Consider the following 15,916-nt stretch of genomic DNA (forward strand, 5'->3'; position numbering starts at 1 on the left):
GGAAAAGGCGAAGTGGCCCGCGCGCCGTTCGAAGCGAACGGGCCACCGCGACCTGCCTAGTTGCAATATCCCTGCGATGCGTACGTGCCGCCGCCCGGCGCGGCGGTCGAACACAGCGTGTTCAGCAGCGACGCGATGTTGCCTGCTCCGTAATTGCCATAAGTCGCGTTCGGATACTGCGTGTTCTGACGGAACTGCGACGCGTAGTTGTCCTTGATCGCGTTCGGATCGGACGAACCCCAGGACGTCACGCCGATGATCGACAGATTCGACGCATTGCCGATGACCGCGCCCCCGGAAAGCACGGCATCGCGCGGCCTGAAGTTGACGATCCATGGTCCGCCGCTTGCGCCGCTCGTGAGATTGCTGCCCTGCCAGAGTTGCGATGCGCCGCTCACGGTCGTCGTATAGGCCGGGCCATCGGTGCGCTGCATGATCGCGCCGCCGTCGAGCAAGGTCGGATAGCCGAAGGTCGTGACGGCGGCTGTCTGAAGATTCCCGGTCTTCGGCGACGATATGAAGGAATAGTTGTTCCAGCCATAGCTCAAATAGCCGGTGATATCGCCGATAAACTGATTCGACGCGTTCTTCGCGATCGCGATGACGGCGATGTCGTTGTTGCGCGCCGAGCCCGAGCCGGTATCGGTGCCGTTCGCCCACGCCGATGGCCGCACGAGTGCCGCCCAGTTCCACGTTCCATAAGGCGCGATCTGAGCAGACGTGGCGCCGGACGCGCCGTAGTGTCCGGGGCGGAATTGCCAGTTCGAGAACAGCGAACTTCCGCTGCCGAAGCTCTGGATGCAGTGCGCCGCCGTGACGATCACACTTCTGCGAATCAGGCTCGCGGTGCAGTAGCCGGCGCTGAAGGTGAGCTTGCCGATCGCCCGATACGGATACGTCGTGCTGAGATAGTTCGCGCTCGTGGTGCCCGCCGCGCTCTGGTTGCCGTCCTGCACGCGGCCGGTCGAATAGGGTATGCCGAAGGTGCCATACGCTCTCGTCTGCGCATTGCTCACGATGCCGGCCGGCGTGTTGACGCCCGGCGTATAAGGCCCGGCGCTGGTTTCCGGCATGATCGCGGATGTGTCCGGCGGCGCGAGCACATTGACGACCGGCTTAAGATTCGACAGATCCGCCGGCGCCTCGCGCGATGCCGCCGGATTCGGATTCACCACGGCTTCGTCGTCTGCATGAGCGACGCCTGCGCTCGCCATCGACAGAGCGACAAGCGCCGTCGCCTCCACGCACGCGACTCGTTTCGATCTCTTCATGACACCCTCCGGTTGAAAGATACGATGTGTCGGCTGACGCATCGATCCGCCGTTCTTTGGTATTCCTAAGTCTTATGAACAACACTGGGCCGGCTTGTCGATCTTGCGTTCGTGTTCTGATTCGTCGGATGCTTGGCTGCGCGCTTTGCTTCGACGAATGCGCGCGCGTCTATGCAATAGATCAGGAAAGCGAACGATAAATAACTCTAGTTCAAATTTGCGCCAATCTCGATCCCGGTCTTTGATCAGCGGATAGAGACGATATCCCCGTCCGATTGACCGGTCGTGCGCTTGGAGTGCGGTCTACGGCACAGAGCGCGTTTGACGCTTCGCATCCATACAGATAGCCTACATTCACCTTTCTACGGAAGCCAGCAACGGGTGCGCGATACGCGTGACATTCGGCATCGCGAAGATTCATCGACATGCGATACCGCTGCTGGCTGGCCGCCGCGCCTGCGCGCGATTCTGACGTGCAAGACCGGGACGAGCGTATGAACTACGACGCTTCCGGCCGTCCGCAAACGTTCTCTGAGCGCTCGCGCACTGCGCGAAATGACGACGCCCTCGCGCCCGGTTAATTACCGCACAGAACGCACCGTACAGCCTGTCATTCTTGCCCCACATCGCGTTCGACTCTGCATCCGACGCGTGGCGAAGAAACACTACAAGGGGCACAAATGAGCAATCCTAAAAAATTCAAATTGAATACTGCGATCAAACTCAGCGTCATCGTGATCGCGGCGGCCATGTCGAATTTCGCGTCCGCGCAAACGACGGGGAATCCTTGCAACCAGACTTCCGAGGGATGCGTGCCGCTCGGCACGAGCGCCGTGATGATGGTTGCGGCGGCGGACTCGCAGACGCGCGTATCGCCGACGACGGATCCGACCGTCGAAACGGTGTCGGCGGTCGTGCCGTTGCTCGAGGGCGGTCGCGGTGGCGAGGGATCGCCTGGAGCGGCTTCGGGCGGCGGAAATTCGAGTGGCTCGGGATCGGGTGCGGGTGCGGGCGCGGGCGGCGGTCAAGGCTCGTCCAGCAGCGGTCCGGGCGCGACGGCGGGGGCTGGCGGAAGCACGAGCGGCGGAGGCACCGGAACCGGCACAGGATCGGGTGGAACAGGTAACGGCAGTCAGGGCGCTGGAGATTCCGGTGGCGACTCCGGCGGGGACTCGGGCGGCGATTCGAGTGGACATGGGCACCATGGTCACGGGCACGGGCATGGCGATGGTGACGGCGACGGCGATGGGCATGGCCACGGTCATGGACATGGCCACGGCGATGGTGACGGTGATGGCCACGGTCATGGTCATGGTGATGGCCACGGCGATGGTCATGGTGACGGACACGGTGATGGCCACGGCGATGGTCATGGTGATGGCCACGGCGACGGACACGGCGACGGACACGGCGACGGACACGGCGACGGACACGGTGATGGCCACGGCGACGGACACGGTGATGGCCACGGCGACGGACACGGTGATGGCCACGGTGATGGCCACGGGGATGGACACGGCGATGGACACGGCGTAGGTCATGGCGACGGTCACGGCGATGGTCATGGTGACGGCCACGGCGTAGGTCACGGCGATGGCCATGGCGACGGCCACGGCGATGGTCATGGCGACGGCGGTCATGGCGGAGTTGGTCACGGAGACGGCGGTCATGGCGACGGCGGCCATGGCAACGGTTCGCCTGGCGGCCACGGTAGCGGTAACGGCAATGGCGGCGCAGCCGGTGGTCACGGTGGCGGCGGTCAAGGCGGTGGCAACGGCGGCAATGGCGGCGGCGGTCACGGCGGTGGTGGAAGCGGCGGCGGTAGCGGTGGCGGCGGCGGTCACGGTGGTGGTGGCAATGGCGGTGGCGGCAACGGCGGCGGCAATGGTGGCGGCGGTCACGGCGGTGGTGGAAACGGCGGTGGTGGAAACGGCGGTGGTGGCAGCGGCGGTGGCGGCAACGGCGGTGGCGGCAACGGCGGTGGCGGCAACGGCGGTGGCGGCAACGGCGGTGGCGGTCACGGCGGTGGCGGCAACGGCAACGGCGGCGGCCACGGCGGTGGCGGTCACGGTGGCGGCGGCAACGGCGGTGGCGGCAACGGCGGTGGCGGCAACGGCGGTGGCGGTCACGGTGGCGGCGGCAACGGCGGTGGCGGCAACGGCGGTGGCGGCAACGGCGGTGGCGGCAACGGCGGTGGCGGCAACGGCGGTGGCGGCAACGGCGGTGGCGGCAACGGCGGCGGCGGTCACGGCGGTGGCGGCAACGGCGGCGGCGGTCACGGTGGTGGCGGCAACGGCAGTGGCGGCAACGGCGGCGGCGGCAACGGCGGCGGTCACGGCGGCGGTGGCGGTCACGGTGGCGGCGGAGGCCACGGCGGCCGGTAACCTGGCAGCATGGCGCAAGGAAGAACCGATGCTCTTAACCCGGCATCGGTTTTTTCCTTTACTTGCCGTAAGCGCCTCGCGCGTATCCGCGATACCCGATCATCGATCGCATCGCGATCAGCGAAATCATCACGACGCGCGCAAACTGGGCCCTTCTCACCCACGACGAAGGATCGCGCCATGCCCTCTCACACTCTCGATCTGAACGGCCGCGTCGCGCTCGTGACGGGCGGCTCACGCGGCATCGGTCGCGCGATTTCGCTCGCTCTCGGCGCATCCGGTGCATCGGTAGCGGTGAACTATCGGCAGCGCGAAAACGAGGCCACCGGCGTGGTCGCGGAAATCGAGCGCAGCGGCAATCGCGCGATGGCGGTACGCGCCGACGTGTCGACAGGCAACGACGTCACCGCGATGATCGACGACATCGTTCAACGCCTCGGCCACATCGACATCTTGGTGAACAACGCGGGCACAGCGACGATGATCGATATCGACGATCTCACGGAAGCCGAGTTCGACCGCACGCTCGCCGTCAATCTGAAGTCGGCGTTTCTCTGCACGCAAGCCGTGCTCCACGGCATGCGCGCGCGGCGCTGGGGACGCATCGTCAATCTGTCGTCGGCGGCGGCGCGCGGGCCGGGTTTGGTGGGCGTTCACTACAACGCATCGAAGGCGGGCCTCGAAGGTCTGACGCGCGGTTACGCCGCACGGCTCGCGCGCGATGGCATCACCGTCAACGCCGTCGCGCCCGGACCGATCGACACCGAAATGGCCGAACCGCTCAAGGCGTCGAACGTTGCGGAGCGGCTGCCCGTCGGGCGGCTCGGAGAAGCGGACGAAGTCGCGGACGTCGTGATGACGCTAATCGGCAACGCGTTCATCACCGGACAGACGATTCCGGTGAACGGCGGCGCCAGCTTCATCTGAAGAGACGCTGCTACACCCTCGGCGGGCCGACGTGCGTGACGACTTCCTTCACGCCCGGCGCGTTTTCGGCCGCGACGCGAACGGCCTTCGCTTCGTCGTCGTTCGTGACCGTCATCCACAGATGCACGGTCCCGTTTTCGACGATGACGTTCTCGCGAGCGAGCGCCCACGGATGGCCCGACATCGCCGCGATGACCGCCTCGCGGATCGAGTGATCGGTGATATCGGCATCGACGGGCAACTCGGGCGCCATTGTGACGAGCGCGCGAATCAGATTTGCGCGGCTCACCACGCCGACCACCTTGCCGTCGCGCAGCACCGGCACGCGCTTGATGCGCTTGCGTTCAAGCAGCTCGGCGATGTCGGCGACGGGGCATGTTTCGCTCACGGTCGCGACGTCGGTGGTCATCACGTCGCTGACCTTGCGCGCGTGCTCCTTGACATACTGGCTCGCCAGTTCGCGCGTCGATGCAACGAGTTCGAGCCACCACGCACGCTGCTTGACGCCGGTCCCGATCTCCGCGCGATGCATCAGGTCGCCCTCGGTGACGATGCCGAGCAGGTTGCCCTCCTCGTCGATCACAGGCATGCCGCTGATGCCGGCGAATACCATCGTGCCCGCGGCCTGGCGCACGGACATATCGGGACTGGCGGAAACGATCGATGTCGTCATGATGTCGGCAGCTCGCACGTTCATCTCCCTCTGAAAAGACAGTGGCGTTATGGATAAGCGTTATGGTGCCTGCGGCGTCGGGTCGTCGTCCGGCCGGCGCGTGCGTCGAGCTTGATACAGGTCAACGGTCAGAATGCGCGCGATGAAGAAACGGAACCGCCCTCTCGCACCGCTGCTCGCGATGCGAACCCATCATCGGGAGCTTGATGAACGATACAACAGAACGCGCTGCGATACCGATCTCAAGTATGCGCTCACGCGGTTCGAGCTGAAGGTCGAACGCGCGCTCTTCGGCCTGCGCACGATCATGGACGAATCCGTCGAGTTTTGCGCGAATCACAGGCGCACTGCAGAAACGGTCATTCTTCCCGCCGTCGAGTGCCATCTATCGGAATTCGACCAGGCACCCATCAACGCAGCACTCGAATCTCGGCCCGACGCTTCCGCGATGCAACATCGAAGGAGAGCGCCGGGAAGTCTGTACCGCCTGATAACAAAGGCCGTCAGAGCCGTCGGGAGAATTTACTGACTCCGAACTCGATTCCAAAGAAGTAAGTTTTTCTGCCACCGCAACGCCGCAGCAGATTTTTTTACTGTGACAGACGTTTACATTCATCTCATAAGACGATAACCTTGCAGCCGTTGATCAGGTTTCGGCAACGGTTGCCGAGGTAGCGGAAGAACTCCGAAACGATTCGGCAAGTTTGACTGCAAACGCGCAAACGTTACCTATCCGACGACGATGCCTTCGAACTGAGCAGGTTTGTCATTTCGTAAGGCCCACGAGAGCGAACGCAATCGTTTGCTCGACTCAGCCATCCGGAGCGCCTGCTGCATCGCGCAATGGACCCAGCAGTGAATCCGTGCCGTTCAGTCTGTCCTTTAGCGCCTAACTTCGGCGTCGCGCAAACAGTCTGTCCTGAGCATGTAGTTTGGATGACTAACGAGTGTCATTTCGACGACAAACGGATCAGACGATCGCCACGTTTCCGAGTGGCATCGTGAATCACTGAAGAGGTCCGGGCAGCATTCTGGGTTTTACGAGCCTTACGCAAGTACATTAGTACCACTAAACACAATGACGAACCTTAACCCGACCTCGCTTCGTAACTTCAACGTTTTCTCGGCTCGCAAGGCCGCAGCGATCGCCACGGCAGCGCTTACGAGCGTGCTGCTCGCCGCGTGCGGCGGCGGCGGTGAAACCGCGTTCGACGACGCGACTGCCAAGAGCGCCGCCGCTCCGGAATCGACGGCGAAAGCGGCGACGAGCACGTCGATCTTCTACGGCGCGAACGGCCGCAACACGAACGGCGGCGCGTACGACTCGACGCCCGTGGCGACGCAGCTCGCGCAACTGAAGGACATCGGCGCGACGATCTATCGTAACGACGTATACAACCTGGCGTCGGCGAAGGTCATCGCGAAGATGGCGCAGACGATGGCGGCGAGCGGCGTGACCGTGTATCCCGTGATCCTGCTCGGCACCGGCTTCAGCAACGAACAGGATGCGTACAACGCGGCCTACACGCTCGGCGCGCAAGTCGCGAGCACGTACAAGTACAAGTACTACGAAGTCGGCAACGAACTCGAAGCGACGGCGCTGAACGGCAACGTCGACGGCACGAGCTGGACGCATTACAAGAATCAGCCCTACGTCGTCGCGCGCGGCGTGATCCGCGGTCTCATCGCCGGCGTGAAGTCGAAGGACAGCACGGCGAAGATTGTCGTCAACGGAACGTGGCTGCACTACGCGTTCTTCCAAATGCTGATGGACGGCTCGCAGCCGGACGGCACCCGCGGCCACCCGACGGTTAGCTGGGACATCACCGCATGGCACTGGTATTCGGATCAGGGCAACATGACGCGCGCATGCGGCGGCACGGGTTGTTACGACATGCTCGGCGTTCTCCATTCGTTCGGCAAGCCGGTGTGGCTCAGCGAATTCGGCGTGCGTCCGAACTACGGCACGGATCAGCAGATCGCGAACTACATGGTCGGCAGCATGATGATGGCGCAGTACCAGAGCGTCGCATCGAAGTACAACATCCAGTCGATCCAGGCGTTCGAGCTCTATGACGACAACGAAGGCAACTTCGGGCTGATGAAGTCCGACGGTCAGACGACGAAGCCCGCTTACTGGTCGTACAAGAACTTCGTTGCGACCCACCCGATGTAATTGCGCGGGGCATAGTCACCCCGTTTAACTGACCCAACGATCAACGAGCGACCCACAGTGGTCGCTCGTTGCGTTTTGAGCCCTTAAAACAGGCGGTTTCCTTATCGGCGCGGCCGTATGACTGGTATTCCGTCATGGCGGCTTGTCGGCGGCTGCGGTCCACCCTACTCTGACTGCGAGCCTGCCCCGACGATCACCGCCGGGTTTGGCCATCCCATTCGATCCATACACTGCCTCATCTTCCGTTCGCGGAGGATGCCGGTCCTATTGGAGAAGATATGCGCGACAACCTGATTCCGGTCATCGAACGCGACGTGCTCAAAGAGCGCGTGCGATCCATTCTTTATTGCGGTGAATCCGGCGCCGCGTCGATCGTCGGAATCGCGAAGCGGCTCGCGTCGGCGGGCAGGCACTTCGAAGTGCACCACTTCGCGCGAGCGGCCGACCACGCGATGTTCGTCGATGAATTCGACGCACTGCGCGAGCACGGCAAGATCTACCATCATCTGGACCTGACCGATGATCTCTTCGCACAGGAAAGCGCCTTCACCATGAGTCCGACGCGCGCTTGCACGCAAATCTACTGCAGCGGACCGCCCGCGTTCACGGATCTGGTCGAGCGTCAGGCGCGAGAATGGGTGCACGCCTCGAACATCCACAAGATCGTGCTCAACGATCTCGCTGCGCGCAACTGACGCAAGCCGTCAAAGCGCCGCGGGATCGAGACCCAGCGCCTCTGCCAACTCGCGCGGCGAGCGCACGACCTGCGCTTCCCTGGGGAAAAGCGCGGCGCCTTCATCGTCGAAAGGCCATGCCAGAACGCGCATATGCGCCGCGATGGCGGCACGCGCGCCGGTCGGACTGTCCTCGACTGCGATCACTTCCTCGGGCGTGAGCCGCAAGAGCCACGCCGCGCGCTCGTACGGCTCGGGACTCGGCTTGCCGTTGCGAACATCGTTGACGCTGATGCTCACGAGCGAAGGCTCTTCGATACCGAGCGCACGCAGATTCGCTTCGAGCAGCATGCGCGATGCATTCGACACGATCGCCTGCGTGATGCCCGCGGCCTTCGCGGCGCGATACACCTCCAGCGCGCCGGGACGCGGCACGAGCGCGGCCGCATTCTCCAGATACGTCCGCGCGCGAAACATCGACCAATCCGCGAAGTCGACCGTCAAGCCGAAGCGCTCACGACACAGCGCATGCACCTCGCGCCCCGTCTTGCCGAAGACGAGCGGATGCATCTCCTCGCCCGCCTCCACGCCGTGCCGCGCGAGCGCAGCGATCAACGTCTTCAGATGCAGCGACTCGCTTTCCGCGAGCGTGCCGTCCATGTCCCACAAAATCGCCTTGATCAAAGCCTGACTCTTCCTTGTCGTATGCGGACGGTCGCCGCGAAATGGGCGCAGCCTATCACGCCGTCACGAGCATCGTCATTGCCGTTGCATTTATTTATACGGCCATATAATATCGACATCAATCCATACGACTCAATCTTCGGAAGGACGAGATCATGAGCAGAATACTTCGCGTCGGCGTTGTCGGCGGCGGAATCGGCGGGGTCGCATTGACCGGCGCGCTCGCGCGGCACGGCATCGAGGTGCGGCTTTTCGAGCGCGCGGGCGTTTTCGGCGATGTCGGCGCGGGCATCCAGATGACGCCCAATGCGGTGAAGGTGCTGCAGGCGCTCGGCATCGGCGATGCGCTGCGCGATGTCGCGTTCGTGCCGCAAGCGATCGTCGGGCGCAACTGGGAGACCGCGCGCGAGAACTTCCGCATTCCGCTCGCTTCGGAATGCCCGAAGCTGTATGGCGCGCCGTTCTATCACGTGCATCGCGCGGATCTGCATCGCCTGCTGACGACGCTCGTGCCCGCCGATGCCGCGCGTCTGTCGACGAGTTGCATCGACATTCGGCAGGAGAGGGACGCCGCCGTCGCCGTCTTCGACGATGGGAGCGAATTCGAAGCGGACGTGATCGTCGGCGCCGACGGCGTGCGTTCCATCGTGCGCTCGAAGCTCTTCGGCGACGAAGCGCCGCGCTTCACGGGCAACATGTGCTTCCGCGCCGTCGTGCCCTTCGATGAGACGCCCGAATTTGTGAGTCCGGATTCGTCGTTCTGGCTCGGGCCGCACGCGCATGTCGTCACGTATTACGTGCGTGGCGGCGCGGCGGTGAACATCGTCGCGGTCGCGGAGACGCAGAGCTGGGTCGAGGAATCGTGGAACGCGAAGTCGAGCCGTGAGGAATTGCTCGACGCGTTCGAAGGCTGGCATCCGAATTTGCAGCGTCTTTTCGAGCGCGCGGAATCGGTCTTCAAATGGGGCTTGTTCGATCGCGATCCGATGCGGACGTGGTCGCGTGGCAACGTCACATTGCTCGGCGACGCCGCGCATCCGATGTTGCCGTTTCTCTCGCAAGGCGCGGCGATGGCAATCGAAGATGGCTACGTGCTCGCGCAATCGCTCGCGGCGCATGGCACGGACATCGCGCACGCATTGGGCGACTACGAGGCCGAACGTCTGCCGCGCACGAGCCGCGTGCAACTCGAATCGCGCGAGCGGGGCCGCACGTATCACTTGCCGAGCGCGTTCGCGCAGAGAAAGCGCGATCTTATCTACAAGTTCAAGTCGTATCTGAATCCGCAGGCGTCGGGCATTCAGGCCAACTGGGTCTATGCGTACAACGCAACGGATTTCGCGCCGCGCGCGGCTGTGTCCAACGTTTCAGTGGAGGTTTGAGATGCCGGGAAAGGTTTATCGCATCGGGCAGATCGTCCCGAGTTCGAATACGACGATGGAAACCGAAATTCCGGCGATGCTGACTGCGCGTCAATCCATCGAACCGGAGCGTTTCACCTTTCATTCGAGCCGCATGCGGATGAAGAAGGTCGTGAAGGAAGAGCTCGCCGCGATGGATGCGGAGTCGGACCGCTGCGCCGTCGAGCTTTCCGATGCGCGCGTCGATGTGCTGGGTTATGCGTGTCTCGTCGCGATCATGGCGATGGGGCGCGGTTATCACCGCGTATCGCAGGCGCGTTTGACTCGGCATACGGCTGCGAATGGCGGCGAGGCGCCGGTTGTGACGAGCGCTGGTGCTTTGGTCGATGCGTTGAAGGTGATGAAGGCGAAACGCGTCGTCGTGGTGGCGCCTTATATGAAGGCGCTGACTGAGCTTGTGGTCGACTATATTCGAAGCGAAGGGTTCGATGTCATCGACTATCGCGCGCTCGAGATTCCCGACAATCTCGACGTGGCGCGGCATGATCCGGTTCTTCTGCCCGCTATCGTGCAGTCGATGCGCTATCAGGACGCTGATGTCGTCGTTCTCTCCGCTTGCGTGCAGATGCCGTCTTTATCCGTTGTGCCGATGGTCGAGGCGTTGACCGGGAAGCCCGTCGTGACTGCTGCAATCGCTACTACTTTTGCGATGTTGTCTCAGCTTGGGCTCAAGCGGGTTGTGCCCGGGGCCGGGGCTTTATTGTCTGGGGCTTTTTGATTTTTTTTCTTCGCCGGATCCCGTTTTCGCGTCGGTCTATTAGCGTTGCCCCTGTGCGGGGCGGCACTCACTTTCTTTGCTGCTGCAAAGAAAGTAAGCAAAGAAAGCAGCTTTTCAGGCCCGCGGTCACACGCAATTTGGGTAGTCCTCTCGTCACAGGCGGCACTCGCCTAAAGAGTGCCCTCATCACAATAACGGGGCTTGGCTCGCGCACGGTCCGCCGCCCGAAAACGCTGAGGACACTGGTTCAGCACGAAAGAGCTTCGGCACAGCGCTACGCGCTGCCGCCGGGTATGCAAGGGAAACCAACGTGCGGCACTTGCGGTGAGATGGATACGTTAGTAGAGAAGCACATGCATCCCCGATTGACCGGTCGGCCGCGAAGCGGGCTGGAGCTATTTGGTGCTGAACCAGCTTGTTGTGTGGTGCGATGTGGCAGACCGTGCGCGATCCAAGCCCGGTTGGGCCTATGAGGGCACTCTTTAGGCAGCCCACGATGGACGAGAGGACTACCCAAATTGCGTGTGACCGCGGGCGTATCAGTAGCTGCTTTCTTTGCTTACTTTCTTTGCAGCAGCAAAGAAAGTGAGTGCCGCCCCGCACAGGGGCAGTGCTAATAGACCGCCAAGACAACGGGATCCGGCGAAAATGGAAGTAAACGAGAAAGACACACGATGAAATCGACCCTACTCTACGGCGCAAACATCAACGCAAACGGCATCCGCCAACACTATCTGCGCTACGGCGGGCCGCAAGCAACCCACGATGCCATCGTGCTAATCCCCGGCATCACGAGCCCGGCCATCACCTGGGGATTCGTCGCGGAAACGCTAGGCCGCCACTTCGATACCTACGTGCTTGACGTCCGCGGCCGCGGCCTCTCCGAAGCCTCATCGACGCTCGATTACAGTCTCGACGCGCAAACCGCCGATCTCATCGCGTTCATCGAAGCGATCGGCCTAAAGCAAGCCAACGTGCTCGGCCATTCGATGGGCGCACGCATCGCCCTGCGCGCCGCACGGCAAACAAAGTCCATCGCGCGACTCGCGCTCATCGATCCGCCCGTGTCCGGCCCCGGCCGTCGCGCCTACCCCGCGCAACTCGCGTGGTACATCGATTCGATCGCGCGCGCACGCAAAGGCATCGACGTAGAAGGCATGCGCGCGTTCTGCCCGACGTGGACCGACGAGCAACTGCGCCTGCGCGCGCAATGGCTGCACACCTGCGATGAACGCGCGATCCGCGCGAGCTTCGAAGGCTTCCATACGGACGACATCCACGCCGACATGCCGCACGTCACGCAACCCACGCTGCTGATGTCAGCCGGCCGCGGCGACGTGATCCGCGATGAAGACATCGCAGAAATGCGCGATCTGATGCCGCAACTCGAAGTCGTGAAAGTGCCGAACGCAGGCCACATGATCCCGTGGGACGACGAACAAGGCTTCTATCGCGCGCTCGGTTCGTTCTTCGGCGCAACACTCACCTGAAACGTAGGCGACACATCATGCCAATCAGCGACCATCAACTGATTCAAGCGTGGAAAGAGGTGCTCACGCTGTCGCGCCTGAAAGCAGGCCAGACCATGACGATACTCACCGGCGCCGCAACGCATCCGCAAACGCTCGCCTGCGCCTTGATTGCGACGCAATCGATGGGCGCCATCGTCAACCGGCTCGATCTTCCGCCCGTCAACGGCGAGAAGGCGCTGAGCCGCGACGCCCTCGCCTATCTCGGCGAAACGCCGCTCACCGGAAACCGCGCGGCCATCGCGGCCCTCAAGGCAAGCGATCTCGTGCTCGATCTGATGACGCTGCTTTTTTCGCCCGAGCAACACGACATTCTCGCGTCGGGCACGAAGATCCTGCTCGCCGTCGAACCGCCCGAAGTGCTCGTTCGCATGACGCCGTCGCTCGACGACAGAAGGCGCGTGCTCGCCGCCGCGAAGCGCATCGAACAGGCGCGCGAGATGCGCGTCACATCGAAAGCGGGCACCGATCTGCGCTGTCCGCTCGGCGAGTTTCCGGCCATCGCCGAATATGGTTTCGTCGATGAACCCGGCCGCTGGGATCATTGGCCGAGCGGTTTCGCGCTCACTTTTCCGAACGAAGGCGGCGCGAACGGGCGCATCGTGATCGATCGCGGCGACATCCTTCTGCCGCAGAAGAGCTATTGCACGGAACCGGTCGTGCTGACCGTCGAAGGCGGCTACGCGCGCCGCATCGAAGGCGGCGTCGATGCCGATCTCCTGCGCGAATACATGCTCTCGTTCGACGACCCCGAAGCCTTCGCGATCTCGCACATCGGTTGGGGCCTGCAAAAGCGCGCGCACTGGTCGACGCTCGGTCTCTACGATCGCGAAGCGACGCTCGGCATGGACGCCCGCGCGTTCGACGGCAACTTCCTGTTCTCGCTCGGCCCGAACAACGAAGGCGGCGGCAAGCGCACGACGGCTTGCCATATCGACATCCCCTTGCGCCGCTGCACCGTCTCGCTCGACGGCGTGGACGTCGTGCGCGAAGGCAGAACCATCGAGGAAACGTCATGAACGACGAGGTTTATCAGCGGCAAGGTTTCGGCAACGACCTTCGCATCGAAGGCCGCATTGGACTGTTGATCGTCGACTTCGTGAACGGTTTCGCCAATCCAGACGTGTTCGGCGGCGGCAACATCGTGCAGGCGATCGAGCGCACGGTGCCGCTGCTGCGCGCGGCGCGTGAGTTGCGCTGGCCGATTGCGCATAGCCGCATCGTCTATGCCGATGACGACGCCGATGCCAACATCTTCTCGCTCAAAGTCCCCGGCATGCTGACGCTGAAAGAGCACGCGCACGACAGCGCGATCGTGCCGCAACTCGCGCCGGAAGACGGCGAGCTCGTCGTGCGCAAGAACGTGCCGTCGGCGTTCTTCGGCACGTCGCTCGCCGCGTGGCTCACCATGCGCGGCGTCACCACGCTCGCCGTCGCGGGCGCGGTGACGAGCGGCTGCGTGCGCGCGAGCGTCGTCGATGCGATGCAGTTCGGCTTTCGTCCCGTGGTGCTATCCGATTGCGTCGGCGATCGCGCGCTCGCGCCGCATGACGCCAACCTTTTCGATATGGCGCAGAAGTACGCGGCCGTGATGTCGTCGGATGAATTGCTCAGCCGCGCGCGTCGTTCTCCGGCACGCAGCTGAACGATACGGTCGATGTCTGCTCTTGAAGCGAGCGCACGCCGCTCGTCGCTTCCGACCGGATCGCGACGCGTTGCGCGCGCTGCTTGCAGTATTCGGAGGCGGCGTCCATCGCCGCGTTGCGCGCCGTCACCCACGACATGCGCGTGCCCGTCGCCTTGCCGGTGACGGTGTAGGTGTTGGGCTGCGCGCCGGCCGTGACGCCGTTCGTCGTGCCGCAGGCCGCGAGCAGACACGCGAGCGTGAGCGCGCCGAACGCGCCGAACCTGCGCGGCGTCGAAATCATCGATCTGATGTAAGAGAACATGCTGGCGAACCGTGAATTTGAGATACGGCCGAATGGTACAAGCGGACGCGAATTTCTTCACGGATCAGAGGAATGACGCTGCACGACGGGGCCGGACAAGCGGCGGCGCGGGCCTTGCCTGCGCGCGTTTTCACGGTCGACCGCGTGCGCGCTTTGTTGCTCCCTTCAGGCCTGAGCGATGCGATCCAGCAGGCGTTGCAGGCGCGAATGCTGCGACGGCGCGAGTCCCGGTGTGGAAAGCGCCTGCACGACGCGTCCGCGCCAGTATGTCTTGGAGAAGAGCGAGTTCGCGCCTTCGAGGCTCAGCACTTGCTCGAGATGTTCGATCGCCGAATCGAGATGACCGACGCTATAAAGGAGTGCGCGCGCGCTGACGTTGTGCATGGCACGGGTGTTTCAGATGAAGATCGATTCGATGCGAACACGAAGCGGCGCGCGCTGACACACGCGCCGCTCGCGGACATCAGCTCATGTGCTGGCCGCCGTTGATCGCGATGTTGGAGCCGGTGACGAAGCCCGCGTCATCGGAGCACAGGAACGCGACGAGCGCCGCGACTTCCTCGGGCTTGCCGAGACGGCCCGCCGGAATCTGCGGAAGAATCTTCGTGTCGAGGATTTCCTGCGGAATCGCCGTCACCATCTTGGTCGCGAGATAGCCCGGCGAAATCGTGTTCACCGTCACGCCCTTCTTCGCGACTTCGAGCGCGAGCGACTTCGTGAAGCCGTGCATGCCCGCCTTCGCCGCCGAATAGTTCGTCTGGCCGATCTGACCTTTCGAGCCGTTCACCGACGAAATGTTGATGATGCGGCCAAAGCCGCGCGACACCATCTCTTCGCAGACCGGCTTCGTCATGTTGAAAACCGAGTCGAGGTTGGTGCGCAGCACGGAATCCCAGTTCACCTTCGTCATCTTCTTGAAGGTCGTGTCCTGGGTGATACCGGCGTTGTTCACGAGGATATCGATCGGGCCGACTTCAGCCTGGATCTTCGCCACGCAGTGCTGGGCGGAATCGTAATCGGCGACGTCCACGCCATACGCGCGGAAGTTGTAGCCCTGGCGGTCCATGCTCGCAAGCCATTCGCCGACTTTCGCGTTGCCCGGCGAATGCGTCACGACGACCGCGTAACCCGCGTCGTGCAGCTTCATGCTGATTGCTTCGCCCAGACCGCCCATGCCGCCCGTCACCACTGCGATTCGCTTAGTCATGCTGATACTCCTCGTCATTTCTCTCAGGTTAATGAATCTCGGAATGGCGCCGACGCGGCCATCTTGCCCAACGCTGATATTGTTTTGATGACGCGTCGGGACGCGCGCGCGGCGCCGTCGTACTGCATTCGTTACGGACGTTCCACCGCCAGCGCGACACCCATGCCGCCGCCGATGCACAGCGACGCCAGACCCTTCTTCGCATCGCGCTTCTGCATTTCGTGCAGCAGCGTGACGAGAATCCGGCAGCCCGACGCGCCGATCGGATGACCGATCGCGATCGCCCCGCCGTTCACGTTGATC

Annotated in this window: 16 protein-coding genes and 1 pseudogene; 9 read left to right on the forward strand and 8 right to left on the reverse strand. The window is 63.2% G+C overall.

The features are described 5' to 3' along the window. Positions 1–56: 56 nt before the first annotated feature. Positions 57–1,271, reverse strand: coding sequence for a serine protease (locus QCE49_RS24660; protein ID WP_250436922.1), 1,215 nt, complete (start codon positions 1,269–1,271; stop codon positions 57–59). Between the two features lie 665 nt (positions 1,272–1,936). After that, on the reverse strand, positions 1,937–3,643 hold the full coding sequence (locus QCE49_RS24665) for a hypothetical protein (protein ID WP_309806536.1): 1,707 nt from the start codon (positions 3,641–3,643) through the stop codon (positions 1,937–1,939). A gap of 192 nt (positions 3,644–3,835) precedes the next feature. Between QCE49_RS24665 and QCE49_RS24670 the strand changes: the two genes are divergently transcribed. Continuing rightward, positions 3,836–4,582, forward strand: a complete 747-nt coding sequence (locus tag QCE49_RS24670; RefSeq protein ID WP_250460641.1) for an SDR family NAD(P)-dependent oxidoreductase — start codon at positions 3,836–3,838, stop codon at positions 4,580–4,582. 10 nt (positions 4,583–4,592) lie between these two features. On the opposite strand, the gene QCE49_RS24675 is transcribed toward QCE49_RS24670, so the two are convergent. Further along, a complete protein-coding gene (locus tag QCE49_RS24675; protein ID WP_008349162.1) occupies positions 4,593–5,279 on the reverse strand; it encodes a CBS domain-containing protein in 687 nt (228 codons plus the stop codon). 118 nt (positions 5,280–5,397) lie between these two features. Between QCE49_RS24675 and QCE49_RS24680 the strand changes: the two genes are divergently transcribed. From QCE49_RS24680 to QCE49_RS24690, 3 genes are all read left to right on the forward strand, one after another. Continuing rightward, positions 5,398–5,784, forward strand: coding sequence for a hypothetical protein (locus QCE49_RS24680; protein ID WP_250460643.1), 387 nt, complete (start codon positions 5,398–5,400; stop codon positions 5,782–5,784). Positions 5,785–6,333: 549 nt separating this feature from the next. Then, complete coding sequence (locus QCE49_RS24685) at positions 6,334–7,431, forward strand: glycosyl hydrolase (RefSeq protein ID WP_008349164.1); 1,098 nt, start codon at positions 6,334–6,336, stop codon at positions 7,429–7,431. A 278-nt stretch (positions 7,432–7,709) separates the two neighbouring features. After that, a complete protein-coding gene (locus QCE49_RS24690) occupies positions 7,710–8,126 on the forward strand; it encodes a hypothetical protein (RefSeq protein ID WP_250441209.1) in 417 nt (138 codons plus the stop codon). Positions 8,127–8,135: 9 nt separating this feature from the next. Here the strand turns inward: QCE49_RS24690 and QCE49_RS24695 are convergent, their stop codons facing one another. Further along, positions 8,136–8,789 (reverse strand): HAD family phosphatase, encoded by a 654-nt coding sequence (locus QCE49_RS24695; protein ID WP_250436937.1) that lies wholly within the window; start codon positions 8,787–8,789, stop codon positions 8,136–8,138. A gap of 155 nt (positions 8,790–8,944) precedes the next feature. Between QCE49_RS24695 and QCE49_RS24700 the strand changes: the two genes are divergently transcribed. From QCE49_RS24700 to QCE49_RS24720, 5 genes are all read left to right on the forward strand, one after another. Next, positions 8,945–10,171, forward strand: a complete 1,227-nt coding sequence (locus tag QCE49_RS24700) for an FAD-dependent monooxygenase (RefSeq protein WP_250460645.1) — start codon at positions 8,945–8,947, stop codon at positions 10,169–10,171. A 1-nt stretch (position 10,172) separates the two neighbouring features. Then, positions 10,173–10,928: an Asp/Glu racemase gene (locus tag QCE49_RS24705; protein ID WP_275445957.1), complete on the forward strand. Its 756-nt coding sequence runs from the start codon at positions 10,173–10,175 to the stop codon at positions 10,926–10,928. 674 nt (positions 10,929–11,602) lie between these two features. Beyond that, on the forward strand, positions 11,603–12,418 hold the full coding sequence (locus tag QCE49_RS24710) for an alpha/beta fold hydrolase (RefSeq protein WP_250460766.1): 816 nt from the start codon (positions 11,603–11,605) through the stop codon (positions 12,416–12,418). Between the two features lie 17 nt (positions 12,419–12,435). Then, positions 12,436–13,476, forward strand: coding sequence for a 2,5-dihydroxypyridine 5,6-dioxygenase (locus QCE49_RS24715; RefSeq protein WP_250460764.1), 1,041 nt, complete (start codon positions 12,436–12,438; stop codon positions 13,474–13,476). Next, the gene (locus QCE49_RS24720; protein ID WP_250460761.1) at positions 13,473–14,102 is read left to right on the forward strand and encodes an isochorismatase family protein; all 630 of its coding nucleotides are present in this window, start codon (positions 13,473–13,475) and stop codon (positions 14,100–14,102) included. The genes QCE49_RS24715 and QCE49_RS24720 overlap by 4 nt, the downstream gene beginning before the upstream one ends. Here the strand turns inward: QCE49_RS24720 and QCE49_RS24725 are convergent. The 4 genes and pseudogenes from QCE49_RS24725 to QCE49_RS24740 all read right to left on the reverse strand — a co-directional run. Beyond that, positions 14,068–14,406 carry a hypothetical protein gene (locus QCE49_RS24725; protein ID WP_250460751.1) on the reverse strand — a complete coding sequence of 113 codons (339 nt, stop codon included), beginning with the start codon at positions 14,404–14,406 and terminating at the stop codon, positions 14,068–14,070. The two genes, QCE49_RS24720 and QCE49_RS24725, sit on opposite strands and share 35 nt — an antisense overlap. A gap of 165 nt (positions 14,407–14,571) precedes the next feature. Beyond that, positions 14,572–14,790 carry a hypothetical protein gene (locus QCE49_RS24730; protein ID WP_008349174.1) on the reverse strand — a complete coding sequence of 73 codons (219 nt, stop codon included), beginning with the start codon at positions 14,788–14,790 and terminating at the stop codon, positions 14,572–14,574. Between the two features lie 79 nt (positions 14,791–14,869). Then, a complete protein-coding gene (phbB, locus tag QCE49_RS24735; RefSeq protein ID WP_008349175.1) occupies positions 14,870–15,613 on the reverse strand; it encodes an acetoacetyl-CoA reductase in 744 nt (247 codons plus the stop codon). A gap of 131 nt (positions 15,614–15,744) precedes the next feature. Next, a pseudogene (locus QCE49_RS24740) lies at positions 15,745–15,916 on the reverse strand (acetyl-CoA C-acetyltransferase); the annotation flags it as partial.

Origin of the sequence: Caballeronia sp. LZ008 (assembly GCF_031451435.1) — a bacterium.
Taxonomy (GTDB): domain Bacteria; phylum Pseudomonadota; class Gammaproteobacteria; order Burkholderiales; family Burkholderiaceae; genus Caballeronia; species Caballeronia zhejiangensis.

Coding starts and splice junctions, on each gene's coding strand:
- QCE49_RS24660 (WP_250436922.1), bottom strand. CDS start 1,271: ATGAAGAGATCGAAACGAGTCGCGTGCGTGGAGGCGACGGCGCTTGTC.
- QCE49_RS24670 (WP_250460641.1), top strand. CDS start 3,836: ATGCCCTCTCACACTCTCGATCTGAACGGCCGCGTCGCGCTCGTGACG.
- QCE49_RS24675 (WP_008349162.1), bottom strand. CDS start 5,279: ATGAACGTGCGAGCTGCCGACATCATGACGACATCGATCGTTTCCGCC.
- QCE49_RS24680 (WP_250460643.1), top strand. CDS start 5,398: ATGAAGAAACGGAACCGCCCTCTCGCACCGCTGCTCGCGATGCGAACC.
- QCE49_RS24685 (WP_008349164.1), top strand. CDS start 6,334: ATGACGAACCTTAACCCGACCTCGCTTCGTAACTTCAACGTTTTCTCG.
- QCE49_RS24690 (WP_250441209.1), top strand. CDS start 7,710: ATGCGCGACAACCTGATTCCGGTCATCGAACGCGACGTGCTCAAAGAG.
- QCE49_RS24700 (WP_250460645.1), top strand. CDS start 8,945: ATGAGCAGAATACTTCGCGTCGGCGTTGTCGGCGGCGGAATCGGCGGG.
- QCE49_RS24705 (WP_275445957.1), top strand. CDS start 10,173: ATGCCGGGAAAGGTTTATCGCATCGGGCAGATCGTCCCGAGTTCGAAT.
- QCE49_RS24710 (WP_250460766.1), top strand. CDS start 11,603: ATGAAATCGACCCTACTCTACGGCGCAAACATCAACGCAAACGGCATC.
- QCE49_RS24715 (WP_250460764.1), top strand. CDS start 12,436: ATGCCAATCAGCGACCATCAACTGATTCAAGCGTGGAAAGAGGTGCTC.
- QCE49_RS24720 (WP_250460761.1), top strand. CDS start 13,473: ATGAACGACGAGGTTTATCAGCGGCAAGGTTTCGGCAACGACCTTCGC.
- QCE49_RS24725 (WP_250460751.1), bottom strand. CDS start 14,406: ATGTTCTCTTACATCAGATCGATGATTTCGACGCCGCGCAGGTTCGGC.
- QCE49_RS24730 (WP_008349174.1), bottom strand. CDS start 14,790: ATGCACAACGTCAGCGCGCGCGCACTCCTTTATAGCGTCGGTCATCTC.
- phbB (WP_008349175.1), bottom strand. CDS start 15,613: ATGACTAAGCGAATCGCAGTGGTGACGGGCGGCATGGGCGGTCTGGGC.